The organism is Bradyrhizobium sp. CCBAU 53338, from assembly GCF_015291665.1.
Lineage (GTDB): Bacteria > Pseudomonadota > Alphaproteobacteria > Rhizobiales > Xanthobacteraceae > Bradyrhizobium.
In genome coordinates, this window is the sequence record NZ_CP030048.1 from 1,058,803 (window position 1) to 1,075,188 (window position 16,386).

The window sequence follows — 16,386 nt, forward strand, 5'->3', positions numbered from 1 at the left end:
CTCCAAAACTGTCGGCGGCGATGATAGCCGGAAAACGCCTCGTCTTCGGGGAAGTTCCGTTTCGCGGCGGGCCTCACGCCTGCGGAAGCTGCGGCGAATTCTCCGGCATCAGGTGCTCCTTCAGGATCAACCCGACGATCAGCAGGGGTGACGACAGGAACGCGCCCATCGGGCCCCACAGCCAGGTCCAGAAAGCGAGCGCGATGAACACGGCGAGCGCATTCAGCGCGAGCCTGCGGCCGATGATGGTCGGCGTGACGAAGTGCCCTTCCATGAAGGTGACACCGCCGAACGCGAGCGCGGCCATCAACCCGCCGCCGAGGGTCGGAAAGGCGACGAGCCCGACCACGACCAGAACGACGAACATCGCGACCGGTCCGATGATGGGGATGAAGTTGAGGGCCGCGGCAAGGGCGCCGAGGCCGGCCGGATTCGGCATCCCGGTGAGCCCGCAAACGATGCCGGTCGCGATGCCCACACCGATATTGATGATGGTCACCGTCAGCAGATAGTTGCCGAGATGGACCTCGATCTCGTTCAGGATCCGCAGCGTGCGCAGCCGTGCGTCGCGCTCGCCGAACGTCATGATCAATGCGCGCCGCAAATCGCGCCAGCTTGCGACGAACAAAATCAGGGTCGCGAAGAACAGCAGGAATTCGGCGAAGGTCGGCGACAGGAATTCCAGCGTCGGCTGCACCCATTCGAACTTGGGAAGCTGGAAGCTCGGCAGCCCCTCGGAGCCGCCGACCATGCCTTGAAGCTCCCGCCACAGCGCCAGCGGCCGGTCGAAGACATGCATCTTCTCCTTGAGCTGCGCGCCGAGCTCCGGCAGGCGCGAGCTCCACTCCATGGCGGGTGCTGCAATCAGCGCGAACACGAAGGCGACCATCGCGGTTACGGCGATGACGATGAGGACGGCGCCGACGGCTCGCGGCACGCGCCGCTTTTCCAGAAAGGTCGCGGCCGGCGACAGCATGGTGCCGGCAACGATGGCCATCACCACTGGCAGGAAAAACGCCTTGGCGACGTAGAGCACGGCGACAACGGCGATCAGGAGCAGGCCGGCCAAGGCAAAGGCGACGAACTCGGTGCGCCGGATCACCGGCGGCAGCTCGCTATGGCTGTCGGGAAGCGGGGTGCCTTCGTTGTCGCCGGAAATCAGTCGTTCATTGGGAAGGACGCGCACAATATCTCTCCCCGCACGGAAAGCCTCCGAGCGCGCATTGATGGAGCGACAACGCGCTGGGGCCGGCGGGGTTCCATCGCGGCTTCGTGAAGTCGCACTCGCTTGACTGTGACTCGGCTGCCGCACGAAGCGCCGGAACTTGAGTCGGCGCTGCGGCGTTTACGGGACAGCAGCATCACCCAGATGCACATCCAACGGGGCAGCACATGACAAAGTTCTCGTTAGTCCGTCGCAGCTTTTCGCCGCGCGTGGTCACCGCCTGTGCATTTGCGACAGCTTTGCTGACGATGCCGATCGCGGCCCAGGCGCAAACGCTCGGCTACGCGGCGATGCAGCCGCAGTTCTATCCGCAGGATCAGGCCTATTCGCAGGGTTATGCGAGCGAAGCGCCGCAAGCCGCCGACGAGGATGCGGTGTTGCCGGATCGCCTGCGCCGGCAGATCGTCAGCTTCGACCGCAACGAGCCGGCGGGCACCATCGTGATCGATACCGCCAACACCTATCTCTACTACGTGCTCGGTAACGGACGCGCCTTGCGCTACGGTGTCGGCGTCGGCCGCGAGGGATTCACCTGGTCGGGCGTGCAGAGCGTCAGCCGCAAGGCAGAATGGCCGGATTGGCATCCGCCTGCAGAGATGATCGCGCGCCAGCCCTATCTGCCGCGATTCGTCGCCGGTGGCCCCGGCAATCCCCTGGGGGCGCGCGCGATGTATCTCGGCTCCAGCGAGTACCGCATTCACGGTACCAACGATCCCACCACGATCGGCAAGTTCGTCTCCTCCGGCTGCATCCGTCTCACCAACGAGGACGTGACCGACCTGTTCAGCCGCGTCAGCGTCGGCGCCAAGGTCGTGGTGCTGCCGAAGAACGCACCGCTGATGGCGCGCGGCGGCGATCCCGTGCGCAGGCGGCCGGTGGTGACGACGCTGCATTCGGGGCGCCAGGCGCTGAATATTTCTGCGTCGTCGGTGGATTAGGAGTCTAGCGAGGTTACATGATGAGACGTTCGATCAGAAAGCTCGTCGGCGGAACGGCTGCGTTCGTCGCGGTCGCTTCCGTCGGCCTTGCGCTGACGCCGTCGGCGCATGCGGAGGATTTTTTCTCGGCGCTGTTCGGCGGCTTCCGCATGCGGCCGCCGCCGGAAATCCGCGTGCCGTTCCCGAACGACGACATGCCGCGCTATGACGCACCGCGCCAGCGTGCGTCCTATGGCGGCGGCACGGCCTTTTGCGTGCGCGGCTGCGATGGCCGCTACTTCCCGGCGCAAGGGGCGGATGCAGAGAGCAAGGCGCAGTCCTGCAAGAGCTTTTGTCCGGCGTCAGAGACCTCACTGGTCTATGGCAACGATATCGACGATGCCACGACGGACAAGGGCAAATCCTATTCGGACCTGCCCAACGCCTTCCGCTACCGTAACGAGATCGTCGCGGGCTGTACCTGCAACGGCAAGGATCCGGTCGGGCTGGCGCAGGTCAAGATCGAGGACGACCCGACCCTGCGCAAGGGCGATATCGTTGCAGGCAGCGACGGCCTCGTCGTCGCCAACCGCAACGCCAACGATCGCCGCGGTGTCGCGATGAACTTCTCGCCATTGCCGGACAAGATTCGCGCGAAATTCCGCCAGGTGCCGGTGGTGGCAAAGGAGTAGGACGTGCTTCGCCTGGCGTCATCCTGGCTTTCGCCAGGATGACATCGAGATGTGGCGATCGCCTTCCCGCGGCCTTACGCCGCTCGGATCTTGCCCAGGAAATCGCTGCCCTGATCGCCGAGCTGGCGGCTTTGCGTCAAACGCATCTGCGAGGAGGAGGTCAGCTGGCGGCTCTGCCGGTAGAATTGCTCATTTCTCATAATTTGTAAGGGGTTGCGTCGATGGAACCGGCGCGCGAGACAGGCGTTAGGACCTCGTTAGCAATTGCCTGAAGGGGACCCTGCGATGCTGGTCGGCGTACTCGTCACCTTTCTCGTCATCATTCTCGTGCTCTACCTCATCAACATGCTGCCGATGGACGGCCGCGCCAAGCAGATCGCGCGCGTCATCGTCATCATCATCGGCATTGTCTCGCTTCTGAAATATCTCGCGGTTTTCTAGACTGGCGGACGACGCAACTGCCCAACAAAAAAGCCCCGACACGCGTCGGGGCTTTTGATGTCCAAACAAGCGATCCTATCAGCCCGCTGCCTTCGCCTCGCGGCGGCGCGCGGTGAGGATGTATTCGGTGTAGCCGTTCGGCTGCTCGCGGCCTTTGAAGATGAGGTCGCAGGCGGCCTTGAAGGCGACGCCGTCGAAGCCGGGCGCCATCGGCTTGTAGATTGCGTCGCCTTCGTTCTGCTTGTCGACGACGACGGCCATGCGCTTGAGCGATTCCATCACCTGCGCTTCGCTGATCACGCCCTGGTGCAGCCAGTTGGCGAGATGCTGGCTGGAGATGCGCAGTGTCGCGCGGTCTTCCATCAGGCCGACATCGTGGATGTCAGGCACCTTGGAGCAGCCGACGCCCTGGTCGATCCAGCGCACGACGTAACCCAGAATGCCCTGGCAGTTGTTGTCGATCTCCTGCTTGACGTCGTCGGGCGCCCAGTTCGACTTCGACACCGGAATGGTGAGGATGTCGGAGAGCTTTGCGCGCGGACCACCCTTCGTGAGCTCCTGCTGGCGCGCGATCACGTTGACCTGGTGATAGTGAAGGGCATGCAGCGTGGCGGCGGTCGGCGAGGGCACCCAGGCCGTGGTGGCGCCGGCCTGCGGATGCGCGAGCTTCTGTTGCAGCATGTCCGCCATCTTGTCGGGCGCGGCCCACATGCCCTTGCCAATCTGGGCATGGCCGGGCAGGCCGTCGATCAGGCCCATGTCGACGTTCCAGTCCTCATAGGCCTTGATCCAGGCCTGCGCCTTCATCTCGTTCTTGCGGATCATCGGACCCGCTTCCATCGAGGTGTGGATCTCGTCGCCGGTGCGGTCGAGGAAGCCGGTGTTGATGAACATGATGCGCTTGGAGGCGCGCTGGATGCAGGCTTTGAGGTTGACGGTGGTGCGCCGTTCCTCGTCCATGATGCCGACCTTGAGCGTGTTCTCAGTCAGGCCCAGCATCTTCTCGACGTGGTTGAAGATCTCGCAGGTGAACGAGACCTCGTCGGGGCCGTGCATCTTCGGCTTGACGATATAGGCCGAGCCCGTGCGGCTGTTCTTGGTCTTGGAGTTGCCCTTGAGGTCGTGAATGGCAAGCAGGCCCGAGACCGCTGCGTCGAGCAGGCCTTCCGGCACTTCCTCGCCGGCCTCGTCCAGCACCGCGTCGGTGAACATGTGGTGACCGCAATTGCGCATCAGCAGCAGGCTGCGGCCGTGCAGCTTCACCTCGCCCTTGCCGTCAGGCGTCTTGTAGGAACGGTCGGCGTTGAGCGAACGGGTCAGCGTCTTGCCGCCCTTTTCGAAGTCCGCCGACAGCGTACCGTTCATCAGCCCGAGCGTGTTGCGATAGACCAGCACCTTGTCTTCGGCATCGACGGCGGCGACCGAGTCTTCCATGTCGAGAATGGTCGAGACCGCGGCTTCCATCACCATGTCGGCGACGCCGGCCGGATCGTCCTTGCCGATCGCGCTGTTGCGGTTGATCGTCACTTCGACATGCAGGCCGTTGTTGACCAGCAGCACCGCTGACGGTGCGGCTGCATCGCCCTGGAAGCCGGCGAACTGAGCCGAGTTCTTCAGCGCTGTGGCGTTGCCGCTCTTCAGCTTCACGGCGAGTTGGCCCGCGACGACGCTATAGGCGGTGACGTCGGTGTGGCTGCCGGTCGCCAGCGGCACGGCGGCGTCGAGGAACGCCTTGGCCTTGGCGATCACCTTGTCGCCGCGCGCCTTGTTGTAACCCTTGCCGCTCTCCGTGGGATCGTGCGGGATCGCGTCGGTGCCGTAGAAGGCGTCATACAGCGAACCCCAGCGCGCATTTGCCGCGTTCAGCGCATAGCGCGCATTGGTGAGCGGCACGACCAGCTGCGGGCCGCAGATCTTGCCGATTTCCTCGTCGACATTGGCGGTCTCGACCTTCTGCGTCGCCGGCTCCGGCACGAGATAGCCGATCTCCTTCAGGAAAGCCGTGTAGGCGTCGAGGTCGAACGCCTTGCCCTTGTGGGCACGGTGCCAGTCGTCGATCCTGGCCTGGAGCTGATCACGGAAGGCGAGCAGCGAGCGGTTCTTCGGCCCCAGCTCCTTGATGATGGCCGCCACCCCGGCCCAGAACGCATCCGGCGCGATCCCGGTTTTCGGGGCGGCTTCCTTGGCGATGAAATCGAAAAGGACGGGGGCGATCTTCAATCCGTGGGCGTCGACGCGTTTCATGATGGTCTTTCTTGTTGGAAATGGCTGTTTTTGGCTGCCTTTGACCCGCGAGCAGCAAAATGCGCCCATAAGGGGCGGCTTTCAGGACCTATTAGCCCCAAAATCGGTGCGGTGAGAAGACCCCAAGGGGCTTGTCAAAATGTCAAGACGAGGTGTCCAGGGCTGCTCGTTTTACAGGCTTGAGTCCGGCTCGACGCCGCACGCGCAAATGCGCTCCCTCCCCCCTTGCGGGGAGGGCGGGGGAGAGGGGTAGCCCAGGAAAAGGCGTATCAGTTCTCGCTTGAGAGAGTCCCCGTGTGGACCCCTCTCCCTAACCCTCCCCCACAAGGGGGGAGGGAACGCACTGCCTGCGTGGCGGCAGTGTGCGCACCACGCGGACGTCCGCCTCAAATATTCGCGGCGAGGTCCACGAGTTCGTCGAACAGCACGCCTGATGTCTTCAGCATCTGCTCGATCTCATCCGCCGCCTCGGCAACCGTCCGCGTCGAGGTGTCGATCACAAGCTCAGCCGCCTCCGGCCGCTCGTAGTCGTTGCCGATGCCGGTGAACGAGGCCAGCGCGCCGGCGCGGGCCTTCTTGTAGTGGCCCTTGGGGTCGCGCTCCTCGCAGACATCGGCCGGCGTCGCGACATGGATTTCGCGGAACGCGGTGTCGGCGATGCGGCGTGCGGTGGCGCGGTCCTCGCGGGCGGGCGAGACGGCGGCGACGATGGCGATATGGCCGTTGCGCGCCAGATGCGTCGCGACCTCGGCCAGCCTGCGGATGTTCTCGCTGCGGTCGGTGGCGGAGAAGCCGAGATCGCCGTTGAGTCCGGCACGCAGCGTGTCGCCGTCGAGCAGGATCGGCGAGCCGCCGTTGGTGAAGAGACGCCGCTCCAGTGCCTTCGCCAGCGTCGACTTGCCGGAGGCGGGCAGGCCGGTGAGCCAGACCACGGCACCGTTGTGGCGATAGCGCGCCGAGCGCTCGTCGGCGCGCAGCGCCGATTCCACCGGCACGATGTCGACGGGCACGGCGCGCTGGCCGGCATCGACCGACAGCACGAGACCGCCGCCGGCGATACGTCCGGAGACCTCGATCACAAGGCGGCCGGTGCGGGGATTCTCCGTGTAGGGATCGGTTGCGATCGGATTGGACAGCGAGATGTCGATCTCGCCGACATGGTTGCGGCCGATCGCCTTGTTCTCGCTGCTCGATAGCTCGCCGGGGTCGACCGCCTTCTCGATGGCGACGACGGTGGCGCGGCTTTCCTTCGGTCCGCAGCGGACCAGCAGTTGGTCCCCCTTGGCGAGCGGCTTGTCGTGCAGCCAGAAGATGCGCGCGCGCAGTCGGCGCGTCTCGCGCGGAGCGGTGCTCGCATGCGCGATGATGTCGCCGCGCTCGATGAACAATTCGCGGTCGAGCGTGATGCCGACCGAGCGGCCGGCACCCTGACGGCCAGCGACCGGCGTCACCGGCCAGCTCTCGACCGTCTTGATCCTGGCGATCTTGCCCGCGGGCATGATCACGATCTCGTCGCCGGCAATCAGGCTCCCGGATTCGATGCGGCCGGCCACGATGCGACGGTCGTCGAACTTGTAGATTGCCTGCACCGGCAGCCGCAGCGCCAGCGCTTCCAGCGGCCGGGCCGGTTCGAGCCGATCGAGTGCCTCGACCACGGTCGGGCCCTTGTACCAGCCAATGCGGCCGGTGCGCTCGGCGACGCCGTCGCCGTCGCGGGCGGAAATCGGGATCACCGCGGTCGGCTTCACGCCGAGGCCGTTGAGATGCGCCGAGATCTCGTCGCTGATGTCCTTGAAACGGCCGGCGGAGAAGTCGACGCGGTCCATCTTGTTGACGACCACGGCGACCTGCTTCACGCCGAGCAGATGCAGCAGATAGCCGTGGCGGCGGGTCTGGTCGCGCACGCCTTCGAGCGCGTCGATGATCAACACCGCGCCGTCAGCCTGCGAGGCGCCGGTGATCATGTTGCGCAAAAATTCGGCGTGGCCGGGCGCGTCGATCAGCACGATGTCGCGCGAATTGGTGCGGAAGCGGATCTGCGTGGTGTCGATGGTGATGCCTTGGTCGCGCTCAGTCTGGAGCGCGTCGAGCAGGAACGACCATTCGAACGGCATGCCGCGCCGCGCGCTGACGGCTTTGAGCATTTCGAGCTTGCCATCGGGTAGGCTGCCGGTCTCGTGCAGGAGGCGACCGACCAGCGTCGACTTGCCGTGGTCGACATGGCCGACGATGACAATGCGCACTTGGGGACGCGTGGTGCCGTTCGGCGTGGCGGGCGACGTAGGAGTGACGAGCATGTTCATGACCGCGATGCGTCCTTGAATCAGAGATAGCCGGCGACGCGCAGACGCTCGAAAGCGTCCTCGGTCTCGTGGTCGAGCGCGCGGCCCGCGCGCTCCGGCACCTTGGTCTGCTCGAGCTCGGCCAGGATCTCGTCGATGTTCGACGCGGTCGAGGCGACGGGATTGGTGATGTCCTGATCGCCCAGCGAGCGATAGCGCTTGCCGTCCTTGGCGAGATAGAGCGGGATGATCGGGATGTTCTCGCGCTTGGTGTAGGCCCAGATGTCGGCCTCGGTCCAATGCAGGATCGGATGGATACGCAAATGCGCGCCCTGCGGCGGCGATGCGTTGAAATGGTCCCAGAACTCGGGCGGCTGGTCGCGCACGTCCCAATTGCCCTCCAGGCCGCGCGGCGAAAACACGCGCTCCTTGGCGCGGGTGGCTTCCTCGTCGCGACGAATACCGGCGATCAGGCCGTCAAAGCCGTATTTCGCCAGCGCCATCTTGAGACCTTCGGTCTTGCGCGCGGCGGAACGGGCGGCCGGCGGCAGCGTTGGATCGACGGCATCGATGGGCGGGCAGGGCTCGACACGAAGATCGAGCTCCCACTCTTTCCCGTAACGATCGCGAAAACGATACATCTCCGGAAACTTCTTGCCGGTGTCGACATGGAGGGCTGGGAACGGCACGCGGCCGAAGAACGCTTTCCGCGCCAGCCAGATCATGACGTTGGAGTCCTTGCCGAGCGACCACAGCAGGGCAATCTTCTTCAGGCGGGCAAAGGCCTCGCGGAAAATGTAGATGCTCTGGGCCTCGAGCTGGTCGAGATGGTCCATGCTGGGCGCGGCCTGCTCGATCGCGTTTTGCTCTGAAACGGAAGCTGCGAAACCCAGCCCATCTGCGCCGGAATCGGTCCTGAGAAGATGCATCTCTGCCACTTTGCGTTTGGAGGCGAATTTTCTATAGTTGCGGTGCAAGAGAGAAGAAAAAATTTTCTCTTTGCGCGCTCGAAACGACACATATATAGAAAATAATTCCAGTCAACCCCGGATGTGGGGGAAGCGAGTATCGCATGCGGTTCTTGCCGGTGTTCCTCGATCTCAAGGCCGGTCCGGTGGTCCTCATCGGCGCGGGTGAGCTTTTGCGCGCAAAATTGCGCGTGCTTGCCGCCGCCGGTGCGCGCATCCGCGTGCATGCGATCGATGGTAATCATGAGCTGGGTCTGAGTTCCGAAGGCGCTGCGCGTATCGAGACCGCCACCGCCGATCCGCTCACCGCCGATCTCTCGGGCGTCATTGCGATCGTCTGCGCGGGCGCGGGCGATGTTGGTGTGGCGATGTCGGCGCGGGCAAAATCGCTCGGCCTGCCCGTCAACGTCATGGACGATCTCGAACATTCCAGCTTCATCTTCCCTGCCATCGTCGATCGCGGCGACGTCGTGGTCGCGGTCGGCACCGGCGGCACCTCGCCGGTGGTGGCGCGGCGCGTGCGCGAGAAGATCGAGGCGCTGCTGCCGGCGCGCATCGGCGAACTCGCCGAGTTCATCGGCGGCTTCCGCAAGTCCATCAACGAGCGCATTGCCGAGTTTCCGCTGCGCCGCCGCTTCTGGGAGCGCGTCATCGACGGTCCGATCGGAGCGTCCGTGCTCGCGGGCCGCAGGGCCGACGCGGATGCCGCGCTCAAGGCGATTGCCGATCCGTCCGGTTTCGCACGAGCCGACAAGCCGGACGGCTCCGTTGCGCTGGTCGGCGCCGGTCCCGGCGATCCCGACCTCCTCACCATCAAGGCCCTGCGCGCGCTCCAGGATGCCGACATCGTTTTCCACGACGAGCTGGTTTCACCAGAGATCCTTGATCGCATCCGCCGCGATACGACGCGCGTGGCAGTGGGCCGTCGCGTCGGCAAGCCCGGCATCGGCCAGGACGCCATCAACAAGCGCATGATCGAGGCCGCGCAAGCCGGCCAGCGCGTGGTGCGGCTGAAGGGCGGCGATCCCTTCGTGTTCGGCCGCGGCGGCGAAGAGGTGGAAGCGCTTCGCGCTGCCGGCGTCGCCTATTCGATCATTCCCGGCATCACCGCCGGACTCGGCGGTGCCGCCGAGTTCGAAGTGCCGCTGACCTATCGCCATGAAGCGACCCGCATCACCTTCCTCACCGCGCACAAGGCACGCGATGCTGAGGCCGTGGATTGGTCGACGCTGACCGACACCAAGATGACTGTCGTGGTCTACATGGGCATAACCGCTGCGCCCGCGATCCGTGCCGGGCTGTTCGCCGCCGGCCGCTCGCCGGAGACACCCGTCGGCGTGTTTGCCCGCGTGACGCGTCCCGACGCGCAAGGCGCGATCGGCACGCTGCGCGACCTGCCGGAGCTCGTACGGCAGACCGATGGCGGTCCCGCCATCCTCGTCATCGGCGACGTGGTCCGGCATGCCGGTTCGCTTCTCCGCCAACCCTCCAAGAAAAACCCAGCTCAAATCATCTCTGACCTATTGGATGCAGCCGAATGACCTCCCCGCTTGAACAGAAGAAGATCAAAATCGCCGGCCCCTCGGTTGTGACCGCCAACCGTACCTGGGACGGCATCGTGGTGTACCGCACCGCTGCCAGGAGCTGGTCCGCGGACCTCTCGGAAGCCGCGATCGTGCGCAACTCGGACGACGCCAAGGCCTTGCTTGCAGAGTCGGTCGCCGATGACGTCGGCGCGATCGGTCCCTATATCGCCCCGGTGCAGGTCGGCGCGGACGGCAAGATCGAACCGGGCAATCTGCGCGAACAGATCCGCCGCACCGGCGTGACCATCGGTCAGTCGGCCCAGGCTTAAGGCATTCGCTTATGTACGCTTACGACGAAATCGACCGCACGCTCGTCAACGAGCGCGTCTCGGAGTTCCGCGACCAGGTGAAGCGCCGCCTCTCCGGCGAGCTCACCGAGGACGAGTTCAAGATCCTGCGCCTGCAGAACGGCGTCTATCTGCAATTGCACGCCTACATGTTCCGCGTCGCGATTCCTTACGGAACGCTGGCGACGAACCAACTGCGGGCGCTGGCCCATGTCGCACGCAAGTACGACCGCAGCTACGGCCACTTCACCACCCGGCAGAACATCCAGTTCAACTGGATCAAGCTCGCCGAGTTGCCGGACGCCCTGGAAGATCTCGCCAGGGTCGGCATCCATGCGATGCAGACCTCCGGCAACAACATGCGCAACGTCACCTCGGACCAGTGGGCCGGCGTCGCGCCGGGCGAGATCGAGGATCCGCGCATCTGGTCGGAGCTGATCCGCCAGCACACCACACTGCATCCTGAGTTCTCGTTCCTGCCGCGCAAGTTCAAGATTGCGATCACCGCGTCGGACCACGACCGCGCCGCGATCAAGATCCACGACATCGGGCTGAAGCTGATCAAGAACGAGAAGGGCGAGACCGGCTTCGAGGTGCTCGTCGGCGGCGGCCTCGGCCGCACGCCGTTCATCGGCAAGACCATCAAGCACTTCGTGCACGGCCGCGATATCCTCAGCTACATCGAGGCTATCCTGCGCGTCTACAACCAGTACGGCCGCCGCGACAACATCTACAAGGCACGCATCAAGATACTGGTGCACGAGCTCGGCATCGAGAAATTCTCGCGCGAGGTCGAGGAGGAGTGGCAACACATCCGCAACTCCTCGCTCCAGATCGACGACGAGGTGATCGAGGACATCCGCTCGCGCTTCACCTACCCCGCTTACGAAAAGCTGCCGCATATGCCGGACGAGCTGCGTCAGGCCGCGGCCGATGCCGACTTCGAGGTGTGGCGCAAGAACTCGGTCGCCCCTCACAAGGTGCAGGGCTATTCCATCGTCACCATCTCGCTGAAGCCGATCGGCGCACCTCCGGGCGACGCCACGGCGGATCAGATGGACGCGCTGGCCGATCTCGCCGACAAATATTCCTTTGGCGAGATCCGCGTCGGCCACGAGCAGAACCTGGCACTGCCGCACGTCGCCAAGCGGGACCTGCCGGCGCTGTGGAAGGCGCTCGACAAGCTCGGGCTGGCGACGCCCAACGTCAATCTGATCACGGACATCATCGCTTGTCCCGGTCTCGACTACTGCTCGTTGGCGAACGCGCGCTCGATCCCGATCGCGCAGGAACTGACGCGGCGCTTCGCCAACCACGAGCTCGCGAACCTGATCGGCCGGCTCCACATCAACATCTCCGGCTGCATCAATGCCTGCGGTCACCACCATGTCGGCCACATTGGCATTCTCGGCGTCGAGAAGAACGGCGAGGAGGTCTACCAGATCACCATCGGCGGCCGTGCCGACGAGGGCGCGGCGCTGGGCAATCTGATCGGCCCCGGCGTCAAGTTCGACGAGGTCGCCGACGTCATCGAAGACGTCGTGGAAGCCTATCTTGCGCTGCGCGAGCGGCCCGAAGAGCTGTTCATCGACACGGTGAAGCGGCTCGGTGTCGAACCCTTCAAGGAGCGCGTCTATGCCACTCGTTAACGGCGGAAAAATCGCCGACGATAGTTTCGTCAAGCTGGCCGTCGACACGCCGCTGCCCGAGAGCGGCGACGTCCTGGTGCCGGCTGAGCGTTTCATCGCCGAGGCGGATGCGCTGCTCAAGCGCACCGGCAAGGTCGGCGTGATCTGGCCGAACAACCGCGACATCGACGAGCTCGTGCCCTATCTCGGCAGGATCGCCGCCGTCGCGCTGGTGTTCCCGACCTTCCGTGACGGCCGCGCCTACAGCCAGGCGCGCCTGCTGCGCGAGCGTTACAATTATCGCGGCGAATTGCGCGCGACCGGCCAGATCCTGCGCGATCAGTTCGTGTTCATGCTGCGCGCCGGCTTCGACTCCTTCGAGGTGAAGAAGCAGGCTGACGCAGAAGCCTTCATGCAGACGGCGAAACGCTATTCGGTGTTCTATCAGCCGACCGGCGACGGCCGGATCACGGCGCTGCACCGGCGTATGCAGCTGCGTCATTCCGAGGGTGTCGGCACGTGAACGCGGTTCTGCCCCAGGTCTCGTCCGTCTCTGCGCTGCCGTCGGCAGCGGAGCTCGATCGTGCGTTGCGCGATGCCTCACCTGCAGAAGTCGTCGCCGCGGCGCTGAAGGCGGTCGGGCGCGAGAAGCTCGCCCTGGTGTCGTCGTTCGGAACGGAATCGGCAACGCTGCTCAAGGTAATGGCGGATGTCGATCCGGCGATTCCGGTGATCTTCCTCGACACCGGCTGGCTGTTCGAGGAGACGCTGGCCTATCGCGACACGCTGATCGCGACGCTGGGCCTGGAGGACGTCCGCTCCATCAAGCCGGCCGAGGAGACGCTGTCGCGCGAGGATCCCGACCGTGAGCTCTGGTTCTCCGATCCCGATGCCTGCTGCCGTATTCGCAAGGTCGAGCCGCTGGCGCGTGCACTCAAGCCGTTCGATGCCTGGCTCAACGGCCGCAAGCGCTTCCAGGGTAACGCCCGCGCCGACATTCCAGTCGTCGAGGACGACGGTGTGCGGCTGAAGTTCAATCCCTTCGCCAATGTCTCACGCGAGGAACTCGAGGCTATCTTCGTTGGTGCCAAACTGCCGCGTCATCCCCTTGCCGCATCCGGTTTTCGCTCGGTTGGGTGTATGCCTTGCACCAGCAGAACGGCCGAGGGCGAGGATGAGCGCGCAGGTCGCTGGCGTGGCCGCGCCAAGACGGAATGCGGCATCCACACGATGAAGACCTCCTAGCGCAGTCGCGCCAAGCCTTGAGGCCAATATCCCTCGCGACAGGGAACTGAGTACTAGGCGACATGACCGGCTTCCAGCCCCGCCGCACCGCATGTTTGCCAGTTAAGGCACCGTCATTTCCGGGATGGTCCGAAGGACCAGACCCGGAATCTCGAGATTCCGGGTTCGCGCAAGTGCGCGCCCCGGAATGAAAGGCACGATTTTCCTCAAAATTCACCTTTCAGCCACGGTTGGTATGCAACAACGGCCCCTCATTTGGGGGCCCCTACATGCGCGCTGCGGCCGCGATCCTTCTCACTTTGCTTCTCGTCGGCTGCGCCGGCAATGAAGCGCCGGTCCAGCAGCCGTCGATGTATGCCGACATGTCGGTCCCGGGCGCCAAGCTCGATGCGCCTGCCGCCGCGATCATGATCTCGCAATACCGCCAGAACAACGGGCTCGGCACCGTCGAGGTCGACCCCGAGTTGATGCGGCTTGCCGAATCCCAGTCCAACGCCATGGCCGCTGCCAACAAGATGGACCACGACGTCCGCGCGCCGCTGGGCAAACGCCTGGCCGCCGGCGGCTATCCCGCGACCGTGGCGGTCGAGAACATCTCGGCCGGCTATCATACGCTGGCGGAAGCGTTTTCCGGCTGGCGCGACTCGCCTCCGCACCGCGCCAACATGCTCAAGAGCGGTGTCACAAAATTGGGCATAGCGGCGAGCTATGCTCCGGGCACCAAGTACAAGGTGTTCTGGACCATGATTCTGGCGTCGACCGACCCCCGATAAGCCAGACTTGATCCCGGGATGCATTGACGCCGCGGCAGACTGTCGCCACGGTGGCTCGCCTTTTGCGATTATTTGTTGATGTCCCCCGCATGACCGATCACAGCCCGGAAGTCGCAACAGTCCCCGCGAAGGCGCAGCGCGTCCTGGTTCTCCAGGGCGGTGGTGCGCTCGGCTCGTACCAGGCGGGCGCTTACCAGGCGCTGTGCCATTTCGACTTCGAGCCGGAATGGGTTGCCGGTATCTCGATCGGCGCGGTCAATGCCGCCATCATCGCCGGCAATGAGGGCCCGACCCGCGTCAAGCGGCTCAAGGAATTCTGGGAGATGGTGTCCGCTCCGGTGCCGTGGAAACCGATCGGCAAGAGCGATCACAGCCGCGAGCTGTTCAATTCCACCAGCGCCGCGCTGATCGCGACCTTCGGCGTGCCCGGCTTCTTCACGCCGCGCCTCCCGCCCGCGCCGCTCTGGCCGCCGGGCAGCCCGCAAGCAGAGAGCTATTACGACACGGCGCCGCTGAAGAAGACGCTGGAGCGGCTCGTCGACTTCGATCGTATCAACGACCTCAAGACCCGCCTGTCGGTCGGCGCCGTCGGTGTGACCTCCGGCAATTTCAAGTATTTCGACAATTACGAGTTCAAGAAACTCGGCAAGAAAATCGGCCCCGAGCACGTCATGGCTTCCGGCGCACTGCCGCCGGGTTTCCCGTCGGTCGTGATCGACGGCGAACATTACTGGGACGGTGGCATCGCCTCCAACACGCCGCTCGACTTCGTGCTCGATGCCGAAACCGATCGCGACATGCTGATCTTCCAGGTCGATCTGTTCAGCGCGCGCGGCGATCTGCCAAACTCGCTGCTCGAGGCCACCGAGCGCGAGAAGGACATCCGCTTCTCCAGCCGCACGCGGATGAACACCGACAAGAACAAGCAGCTGCACAACGCCCGCAGGGCCGTGCGCGACCTGATCGGCAAGCTGCCTGACTATCTGAAGAACGACCCGTCGGTCGAATTCCTCGCAAAGGTATCGCGCGAAAGCACCGTTACCGTGGTGCACTTGATCTATCGCAGCAAGAACTACGAATCCTCGTCCAAGGACTATGACTTCTCGCATGTCGCCATGGTCGAGCATTGGGAAAGCGGCGTGCGCGACGTGCATCTGTCGATGCGTCACAAGGATTGGCTCGAGAAGCCGCAGTCCGGCGAGACCATGGTGACCTACGATCTCACGGGGGACGTCACCGCGCCCCCGCCAAAAAGGAGCGAACAAGATGGGTAGTCTATCAGGCAAGAACGCCGTCGTAACCGGCTCGACCAGCGGCATCGGCCTTGCTTATGCGCGCGCCTTTGCCGCCGCGGGCGCCAATGTCGTCATCAACGGTTTCGGTTCACCCGAGGACATCGAGAAGGAGCGCACGAAGATCGAGTCCGATTTCGGCGTGAAGGCGGTTTACTCGCCCGCCGACATGACCAAGCCGGCCGAGATCGCCGGGATGATCGCGCTCGGCGAGAAGTCGTTCGGCTCGGTCGACATCCTGGTCAACAATGCCGGCATCCAGTTCGTCTCGCCGATCGAGGAATTCCCGCCGGAAAAGTGGGACCAGATCATCGCGATCAACTTGTCCTCGGCCTTCCACGCCATTCGCGCCGCTGTCCCCGGCATGAAGAAGAAGGGCTGGGGCCGCATCATCAACACCGCCTCGGCGCACTCGTTGGTCGCCTCCCCGTTCAAGTCGGCCTACGTGTCGGCCAAGCACGGCATCGCCGGCCTGACCAAGACCGTCGCGCTGGAAGTTGCGACCAGCAAGATTACCTGCAACTGCATCAGCCCCGGCTATGTCTGGACGCCGCTGGTCGAGAAGCAGATCCCCGATACGATGAAGGCACGTAACCTCACGCGCGAGCAGGTCATCAACGACGTGCTGCTCGACGCGCAGCCGACCAAGGAGTTCGTGACCTCGGAGCAGGTCGCAGCGCTCGCGCTGTTCCTGTGCAGCGACGATGCTGCGCAGATCACCGGCACCAACCTGTCGATCGACGGCGGCTGGACCGCGGAGTAACGGCGCCGACTTATTTGGCTGCTGTCATGCCCCGCGAAAGCGG

The 16,386-nt window shown here is 64.4% G+C and carries 15 protein-coding genes; 11 read left to right on the forward strand and 4 right to left on the reverse strand.

Annotated elements, in window-relative coordinates; translation table 11 throughout:
- Positions 1-73: 73 nt before the first annotated feature.
- Positions 74-1,186, reverse strand: coding sequence for an AI-2E family transporter (locus XH90_RS05130; protein WP_194479517.1), 1,113 nt, complete (start codon positions 1,184-1,186; stop codon positions 74-76).
- Positions 1,187-1,392: 206 nt separating this feature from the next.
- Between XH90_RS05130 and XH90_RS05135 the strand changes: the two genes are divergently transcribed.
- The 3 genes from XH90_RS05135 to XH90_RS05145 all read left to right on the forward strand — a co-directional run bounded on the left by XH90_RS05135 (position 1,393) and on the right by XH90_RS05145 (position 3,275).
- Entirely contained in the window at positions 1,393-2,163 is a 771-nt protein-coding gene (locus XH90_RS05135; RefSeq protein WP_194479518.1) for a L,D-transpeptidase, read from the forward strand.
- A 17-nt stretch (positions 2,164-2,180) separates the two neighbouring features.
- Positions 2,181-2,834 carry a DUF2865 domain-containing protein gene (locus XH90_RS05140; RefSeq protein ID WP_194479519.1) on the forward strand — a complete coding sequence of 218 codons (654 nt, stop codon included), beginning with the start codon at positions 2,181-2,183 and terminating at the stop codon, positions 2,832-2,834.
- Positions 2,835-3,119: 285 nt separating this feature from the next.
- Positions 3,120-3,275, forward strand: coding sequence for a Thivi_2564 family membrane protein (locus XH90_RS05145; RefSeq protein ID WP_063694217.1), 156 nt, complete (start codon positions 3,120-3,122; stop codon positions 3,273-3,275).
- Between the two features lie 78 nt (positions 3,276-3,353).
- On the opposite strand, the gene XH90_RS05150 is transcribed toward XH90_RS05145, so the two are convergent.
- The 3 genes from XH90_RS05150 to cysD all read right to left on the reverse strand — a co-directional run bounded on the left by XH90_RS05150 (position 3,354) and on the right by cysD (position 8,637).
- Entirely contained in the window at positions 3,354-5,519 is a 2,166-nt protein-coding gene (locus XH90_RS05150; protein ID WP_194479520.1) for a malate synthase G, read from the reverse strand.
- 386 nt (positions 5,520-5,905) lie between these two features.
- Positions 5,906-7,822, reverse strand: a complete 1,917-nt coding sequence (gene cysC / locus XH90_RS05155) for an adenylyl-sulfate kinase (RefSeq protein ID WP_194479521.1) — start codon at positions 7,820-7,822, stop codon at positions 5,906-5,908.
- 20 nt (positions 7,823-7,842) lie between these two features.
- Positions 7,843-8,637 (reverse strand): sulfate adenylyltransferase subunit CysD, encoded by a 795-nt coding sequence (gene cysD / locus XH90_RS05160; protein WP_194482595.1) that lies wholly within the window; start codon positions 8,635-8,637, stop codon positions 7,843-7,845.
- A 236-nt stretch (positions 8,638-8,873) separates the two neighbouring features.
- Here cysD and cysG point away from each other — a divergent pair, with 236 nt between their 5' ends.
- From cysG to XH90_RS05200, 8 genes are all read left to right on the forward strand, one after another.
- A complete protein-coding gene (gene cysG, locus XH90_RS05165) occupies positions 8,874-10,310 on the forward strand; it encodes a siroheme synthase CysG (protein ID WP_194479522.1) in 1,437 nt (478 codons plus the stop codon).
- The gene (locus XH90_RS05170) at positions 10,307-10,624 is read left to right on the forward strand and encodes a DUF2849 domain-containing protein (RefSeq protein WP_194479523.1); all 318 of its coding nucleotides are present in this window, start codon (positions 10,307-10,309) and stop codon (positions 10,622-10,624) included. Before cysG ends, XH90_RS05170 begins: the two co-directional genes overlap by 4 nt.
- Before the next feature lie 11 nt (positions 10,625-10,635).
- Complete coding sequence (locus XH90_RS05175) at positions 10,636-12,291, forward strand: nitrite/sulfite reductase (RefSeq protein WP_194479524.1); 1,656 nt, start codon at positions 10,636-10,638, stop codon at positions 12,289-12,291.
- Positions 12,278-12,793, forward strand: a complete 516-nt coding sequence (locus XH90_RS05180) for a DUF934 domain-containing protein (RefSeq protein ID WP_194479525.1) — start codon at positions 12,278-12,280, stop codon at positions 12,791-12,793. The genes XH90_RS05175 and XH90_RS05180 overlap by 14 nt, the downstream gene beginning before the upstream one ends.
- A complete protein-coding gene (locus tag XH90_RS05185; RefSeq protein WP_194479526.1) occupies positions 12,790-13,515 on the forward strand; it encodes a phosphoadenylyl-sulfate reductase in 726 nt (241 codons plus the stop codon). The genes XH90_RS05180 and XH90_RS05185 overlap by 4 nt, the downstream gene beginning before the upstream one ends.
- A gap of 269 nt (positions 13,516-13,784) precedes the next feature.
- Positions 13,785-14,288 carry a CAP domain-containing protein gene (locus XH90_RS05190; protein WP_194479527.1) on the forward strand — a complete coding sequence of 168 codons (504 nt, stop codon included), beginning with the start codon at positions 13,785-13,787 and terminating at the stop codon, positions 14,286-14,288.
- A gap of 89 nt (positions 14,289-14,377) precedes the next feature.
- Positions 14,378-15,562 (forward strand): patatin-like phospholipase family protein, encoded by a 1,185-nt coding sequence (locus XH90_RS05195; protein WP_194479528.1) that lies wholly within the window; start codon positions 14,378-14,380, stop codon positions 15,560-15,562.
- Positions 15,555-16,343 carry a 3-hydroxybutyrate dehydrogenase gene (locus tag XH90_RS05200; protein WP_194479529.1) on the forward strand — a complete coding sequence of 263 codons (789 nt, stop codon included), beginning with the start codon at positions 15,555-15,557 and terminating at the stop codon, positions 16,341-16,343. The genes XH90_RS05195 and XH90_RS05200 overlap by 8 nt, the downstream gene beginning before the upstream one ends.
- The last annotated feature ends 43 nt before the right edge of the window (positions 16,344-16,386 follow it).